The sequence below is a fragment of the Bacillus thermotolerans genome (assembly GCF_000812025.2).
In the GTDB taxonomy this organism is placed as follows: domain Bacteria; phylum Bacillota; class Bacilli; order Bacillales; family Domibacillaceae; genus Quasibacillus; species Quasibacillus thermotolerans.
The window spans coordinates 75,041-81,196 of the sequence record NZ_JWJE02000015.1 but is presented as its reverse complement, the minus strand read 5'-3'; the positions used below and the strand labels follow the sequence as shown (position 1 = coordinate 81,196).

Below are 6,156 nucleotides of genomic sequence, written 5' to 3'. Positions count from 1 at the left end.
TCAAACTCTCCAAAAAGATGTTTGATTGCTCATAAAATAAATAAATCAAGAATTAACTGGCATGTATTTTGTTCAGTTTTCAAAGATCAATGTTGTTTTCTTTTTTAAGAGTCAACTTTAATACCATATCATGTTGTCTATTTAAAGTCAACGCCTTTTTTGAATTCTTTTTTCGAGCTCTTAAAGAACTCCATCGCTCCTCAGCGACGAATACTACTATAACATTATTTTTCAATTGATGTCAACTGTATTACAAAAATAAATTTAGACACCTGCTGCTTTAGTGTTATAAAACACTCTCAAGTATCCAGCGCTTCATTCTATATCCCTTACATAAATCAAGAAGGATGCCGGCAGAGAATATCTTTTTCACCTGCTTATAGTACGCTTTTTACATTTCTGATACGATAAATATCGAGAATATGTAATCAGAATATGGAGATGACCTTTCGTGGAATTGCTGATGATTGTATTACCAGCCTTTATGATTTTCTTCACCGGTTTTCTTGGCCAAAAAATCATCGGATTTGATATCCGTTCGATCTCAATGGCCGCCCTTTACATTATGTCACCATTTTTAGCTTTTCGAACTTTTTATGTGAACGAATTAACAATGGAATATTTCTATATTATTTTATTTTGCCTTCTCCTTTCGTTTGGGTTAATTGTGGTTGTAGGAATTACCGGTTACTTCATGCGTGCAACAAAAGCTCAAATGTCTGCCATGGTTTTAGGGGGAGCTTTTATGAATAGCGGCAACTACGGGGCACCTGTCGTGCTTTTTGCCTTTGGAGCAGTCGGTTTTGATTATGCTGTTATCATGATGGTCTTTCAATCCTTCTTAATGAACACGATCGGCCTCTTCTTCGCCTCACTGGGCGGTGAGGAGGAAGCTTCCTTAACAGATTCGTTAAAGCGGGTCGTTCGAATGCCTGTCATTCATGGAGCACTGGCCGGGGTTGCTTTGCAGCTGCTGTCTATCTCCATTCCGGACACTTTCATGGAAGCTATCAGTTTAATCGCAGATGCTTCTATTCCGACCGTTATGCTAGTCCTTGGTATGCAGCTTGCTGTTATCGCAAGAAAGAGAGTAGCTTACCGGTATGTATCAGCAGTTACGCTGATCCGAATGTTTCTTTCTCCTGCTCTAGCCGTAGCGATCGTTGCCCTGATGCCTATTAATGACCTATTAAAGGATGTGTTAATCCTGCAAGCGGCTATGCCGGCTGCTGCCAATACGACAATGTTTGCCATTCAATTCGGCACCGAGCCTGACCTTGTATCATTCACCACACTCGTTACTACAATATTGAGCATCGCAACCATCCCACTGGTCCTTTTTTACCTAGGCGTCTAATAATGAGCCCCCGCTTCTGGCATGAAGCGGGGGTTTCGTTATCTTTCCCGAGCCTGTCTTAGCTCAGCGATTGATATAGGTTCTGGAAGCTGCTCTAATATACTGTCCGGAAGAAGTGGGGCACCTGGCGCGTATTCCTGAAGAAAAAGGTTAGCCATGCTTAAATAGCCCGCTGGAGCAGGGTGGACATCCGCTGCATTCGGAATAAGCGAGTCAGCATTCACCCCAAAATAATGAGCTACCGGAACAAACTCCGCCCCAGCTCTTCCTGCCTCCTGTTCAATAATCTGATTCAAAATATCCAGCTGACCCGCTACAGCCGGCTTTTGCATACTTTTCACATGAGGATAAGGAAAATAATAGCCCATGGCATAGACATCTGCCCTTGGGTTAATTTCCTTTATCTCTTTAAATAGCTTAATGTAATTTTTTCTTACTGTATTTAGCCGAAATGCTACTGGAATTGCTTCATAACTAAGCATGCCTCGTACGGTATCGTTTTGAATTAGCGGCAGTAAATCATTTGCTCCAGCAGAAATCGTAATTAAGTCCGCCCGCTGAATGAGCGAGCGGGCTTCTCTTGTGTTCAGCTGTTCAAGCACCTGCTCTGTGGTGTATCCCGGGAAAGCTAAACTCTTTGAAAAGCTTTCTAATTGTCCGTTTTGCTGCAGAGCCATAGCAATTAGATCTGTATAGCTGACACCGATCTCTCTGTTAGGTGTCTGCCCTGCTGCTAAAGAGTCGCCCAATGCCACATAGCGCACACCTTCTGCCTCGGCCTGCACAGGCGACAGCATAGCAACTGATAGGATAAAAAGCAGAGCGCAGGAAAACACTCGTTTTCTCATAGTTAATCCTTCCTTCTCTGTTTTAGTTTTTTATTTTCCAGACGGCAGAAAAGTTTGAAGCAATCGAAGAAGGAGCGGGTAAGCAGCCTCAACCGTCTCTGTCATTCACTTCTTATTCTCTACCCTTTCTGCTGCAATGTTCACTCCAATCACGAAGCAGCAGGGCAGTCAGAATATGTATCCTCACTTAATGTAGATATAGGTCCCTTTCAATCCCGAGCAAGAGACCAGTCCCCTATTACTATCTCCTCTTGATCTTCTTTTAGAGAAAAAGCCCAGAAATAAGCTGGGCTTTTTCTAACCTTCTTCATCTAGTTTTTTTAGTTTTTTCCGTAAAGCGCTTAGATAGCTTCGCCGTGATGGGTCCTGGCTTTCCACTGCCAATTACCTTTCCATCTGCGAGCGTAATAGGCAGAACCTCTGAGCTAGTACTTGTTAAGAAAGCTTCATCTGCTTGATAAAAGGCAGCTGGTGTAAAAGACTCCTCGACAAAGGAGATATTCAATTCATGAGCTACCTCTTTAACAGCTAGACGAGTGATCCCGGCTAATATGTGATTCGATAATGGGGCCGTGTACACTTGGCTGTCCTTGACCATAAAGATATTGGAGCTTGATCCTTCCGTAATGAAGCCATCCCGGACAAGGACCGCTTCTGTGCAGCCATTCTCGTATGCTTCCTGCTTCGCTAGAATATTCGGCAGCAGATTTAAAGATTTAATATAGCAATTTTGCCAGCGCTCGTCCTCTAACAGCAACACCTTAGCCCCTTTTTGCTTTACTTCTTCATCCATCTGGCGAGCCGGCTTCACTGTCATTGAAATAGACGCCGGAGCTTTCGGAAACAAATGGTTTCTCGGTGCAATCCCGCGGGTCGCCTGCATATAAAGGTCGGCATCCTCCAAACCGCTCTTCTCAACTAATTCCATCATAAGCGATTCCATTTCAGCCGGCTCCTTGCCAATGTTAAGCTTGATCGCTTTAGCACTCGTATAAAGGCGCTCTATATGTTCCTTCAGCATAAAAGGCTTCTTCCCATAAAATCGGATTACCTCATACACACCATCTCCAAATTGGTGTCCGCGCTCGTCAATTGGTATGACCGGTTCATCTATATCTACAATTTTCCCGTTAAAGTAAGCCAACGTCATAATCAGCTCTCCTCCTTCGCCTGTGTTTTACCAGACTTTCACTCTTTTTATTCAGCCTATGTCAGATACTATTCTTCATTCAATTCATTAGAATGATTTATTCCTGTTTATTATACATGAAAGAAGAGGTCCCTTGAAGCATCAGCTCCTGCCTCTCTCCTTTCCCCATAGTTTTTTAAAGCGGCAAACGGGTACGTTAAAGAAGAAAGAAAAGAGGAGGCAGATGAGCCATGAAAAATCGTGAAATTATTCTTACAAAACGGCCTGACGGGGAACCGACCCGTGAGCATTTACAGATCCGCGAAGCAGCTATGCCCCAGCTGGCAGAAGGGGAAGTTCTTATCCGGCTCCTGTATGTGTCGGTTGATCCATACATGCGCGGACGAATGAACGAAGGAAAGTCTTATATCGAACCATTTAAATTAAACCAGCCGATGGAAGGAGGAGCTATCGCAGAAGTGATATCCTCCAATGCGGAAGCCTTAAAGAAAGGGGATATCGTCACAGGATCCTTGCCGTGGAGAGAGTATGCAAGCCTGCCTGCAGCTGATCTTCGGAAGATCGATCCTTCACTTGGCCCTATTACGACCTCTTTGCATATTCTTGGCATGACTGGTCTCACTGCTTATTTCGGACTAATGGATATTGGTGAGCCGCAGGAAGGAGAAACGGTTGTCGTATCAGGCGCAGCCGGTGCTGTCGGCTCGGCTGTTGTGCAAATCGCCACCATTGCTGGAGCTAGAGTGGTTGGCATTGCCGGCACCGATGAAAAAGTCCAGTTTGTTAAACAGCTCGGAGCAGATACCGTTATTAATTATCGAACCGAAGATGTCGGTCAGACTCTAGCCGAAGCTTGTCCCAACGGGGTAGACGTGTATTTCGATAACGTCGGCGGTCCTATTTCCGACGAGGTCTATCCTCTCCTAAATAAATTCGCTCGAGTTGTCCAATGCGGTGCGATCTCCTCTTATAACAAGAAAGAAGATACAGGACCACGCATTCAGCAGTACCTAATCAAATCAAGTGCTTTAATAAAAGGATTCACTGTCGGCGATTACAGAGAACGGTTCACTGAAGGGTTCCGCCACTTATCCAAGTGGCTGGGAGAAGGCAAATTAACCTACGAAGAAACGATTACTGAAGGATTCGATAATATCCCTGAAGCTTTTTTCGGCTTGTTTAAAGGAGAAAATGTGGGTAAACAGCTCGTTAAAGTGAACGACCCTTCCGGTAAGTAACATTCACTGGCCCTTGATGCACACAGCGACCCGTATCTGCTTCCATGGCGTATCGCCGAGTATGAGCTAATTTTATACCATTACTTTCACTTGGGGGTGTTCGGTTTATGCCACAAATTGTGGAGGTCGGCAGTTTCACCGTTGTTGGATTGAAAGTTGCTTGCCAGGCCGCTCAGCTGACTGAAAGACGAATGGCTTTATGGGAACGATTACGCACTTTTGCCAGTGAAATACCTAACCAGACGACAGGTCGCTTTATGGATATTTGCTTGTTTAAAAAAGGCAGCCTCGTCATTCACTGTGTAGCGATGCAAGTGGAAACGGTAGATATCATACCTGATGGCATGACCACCTTCTCTATTCCTGCGCAAAGTTACGTCTACACATCGCATCAAGGGCCCGCAGAAAATATCCAGCAATCTCTTCACCAGATCAAACAGTGGGCGAAGGAGCACCGCTGCCGCCTGGACCCGACACATTTCACTATTGATGTAACCGTCTCTGAAGATCCTCCCATTCATGCTCTATATATGAAGCTGGAAGATGTAAAAAGAGAAAGCATTGAAGTGGTTGTATGAAACAAAAAGGCTGCGGCCTGGCAGGTCCATATCTTCTGCCAGGCCGCAGCCTTTATCTTATTCCTGATTTTCCTCTGAAATCATTTTAAGCGGAGCTGCGATCAGCTCTTCTACTTCCTTGCCCTGCAGCGTATCACTAGCTGCCTGAACGGCCAATTGACCGATTAATTCTGGTTGCTGGGCAACAGTGGCTGTCAGCTGTCCGGCTTTAATAGATTGAAGAGCATCTTCATTTCCGTCAAAGCCAATGACCGGAATATCTTTTCCAGAGCCCGCAATAGCCTCTACTGCTCCAAGCGCCATTTCATCATTATGGGCGAAAACCGCTTGAATATCGGGGTTACCCTGAAGCAGATTCTCCATAACATCCAGCCCTTCTGTCCGGTTGAAGTTTGCGGTCTGCTTCGCAACGACATTCAGCTTTTCATCTGCTGTTAAATGGAAGCCTTCTCCGCGTTCACGGGTAGCTGAAGCACCTGGTACACCTTCAAGTTCAGCCACCTTTGCTCCTTCTCCAAGCTGTTCAACGATGAAATCAGCGGCCATTTGACCTCCCTTGACGTTATCAGAGGCAACAAGCGTGACCACTTCTCCCTTGTCAGCCGAGCGGTCGAGCGTGATCACTGGAATGCCAAGCGTATTAGCTGACTGAACAGCAGTAGAAATAGCCGATGAATCTGTCGGGTTAATTAGCAGTACGTCTACTCCTTGCTGAAGCAAATCTTCTACATCATTAATTTGTTTAGCCGAATCGTCCTGGGCGTCTACAACAATCGTTTCCATTCCTTGCTTCTCCGCTTCCTCCACAACCCCGTCCTTCAGGGATACAAAAAACGGGTTATTTAACGTGGAAACCGATAAGCCAATCTTTATATCTTCCAAATTCTCCTTTTGCTTCGGCTTGGCCCATTCAGGCGGCTCTAACGAACAGCCCGCAAGCAGGATAAGCGTGAAAGACAGGAGAATAAGCCATGTTTTTTTCAAT

At 45.0% G+C, this 6,156-nt stretch carries 6 protein-coding genes; 3 read left to right on the top strand and 3 right to left on the bottom strand.

The window, feature by feature from the left end; all coding sequences use genetic code 11:
* Positions 1-451: 451 nt before the first annotated feature.
* Complete coding sequence (locus QY97_RS08160) at positions 452-1,357, top strand: AEC family transporter (RefSeq protein WP_039237257.1); 906 nt, start codon at positions 452-454, stop codon at positions 1,355-1,357.
* 38 nt (positions 1,358-1,395) lie between these two features.
* Here QY97_RS08160 and QY97_RS08155 read toward each other — a convergent pair whose 3' ends face one another.
* Both QY97_RS08155 and dat read right to left on the bottom strand, forming a co-directional pair.
* Positions 1,396-2,205 carry an SGNH/GDSL hydrolase family protein gene (locus QY97_RS08155; protein ID WP_052717090.1) on the bottom strand — a complete coding sequence of 270 codons (810 nt, stop codon included), beginning with the start codon at positions 2,203-2,205 and terminating at the stop codon, positions 1,396-1,398.
* Positions 2,206-2,512: 307 nt separating this feature from the next.
* Positions 2,513-3,355 (bottom strand): D-amino-acid transaminase, encoded by an 843-nt coding sequence (gene dat / locus QY97_RS08150; protein WP_039237255.1) that lies wholly within the window; start codon positions 3,353-3,355, stop codon positions 2,513-2,515.
* A gap of 230 nt (positions 3,356-3,585) precedes the next feature.
* Between dat and QY97_RS08145 the strand changes: the two genes are divergently transcribed.
* On the top strand, positions 3,586-4,593 hold the full coding sequence (locus QY97_RS08145) for an NADP-dependent oxidoreductase (RefSeq protein ID WP_039237253.1): 1,008 nt from the start codon (positions 3,586-3,588) through the stop codon (positions 4,591-4,593).
* A gap of 107 nt (positions 4,594-4,700) precedes the next feature.
* A complete protein-coding gene (locus QY97_RS08140) occupies positions 4,701-5,171 on the top strand; it encodes a GyrI-like domain-containing protein (protein ID WP_039237251.1) in 471 nt (156 codons plus the stop codon).
* A gap of 57 nt (positions 5,172-5,228) precedes the next feature.
* On the opposite strand, the gene rbsB is transcribed toward QY97_RS08140, so the two are convergent.
* Positions 5,229-6,155, bottom strand: a complete 927-nt coding sequence (gene rbsB / locus QY97_RS08135; protein WP_039237249.1) for a ribose ABC transporter substrate-binding protein RbsB — start codon at positions 6,153-6,155, stop codon at positions 5,229-5,231.
* Between the last annotated feature and the right edge of the window lies 1 nt (position 6,156).

Excerpts from the sequence above, each read along its gene's own strand:
- QY97_RS08140 (WP_039237251.1), top strand. The coding sequence starts at position 4,701 with ATGCCACAAATTGTGGAGGTCGGCAGTTTCACCGTTGTTGGATTGAAA.
- dat (WP_039237255.1), bottom strand. The coding sequence starts at position 3,355 with ATGACGTTGGCTTACTTTAACGGGAAAATTGTAGATATAGATGAACCG.
- QY97_RS08145 (WP_039237253.1), top strand. The coding sequence starts at position 3,586 with ATGAAAAATCGTGAAATTATTCTTACAAAACGGCCTGACGGGGAACCG.
- QY97_RS08155 (WP_052717090.1), bottom strand. The coding sequence starts at position 2,205 with ATGAGAAAACGAGTGTTTTCCTGCGCTCTGCTTTTTATCCTATCAGTT.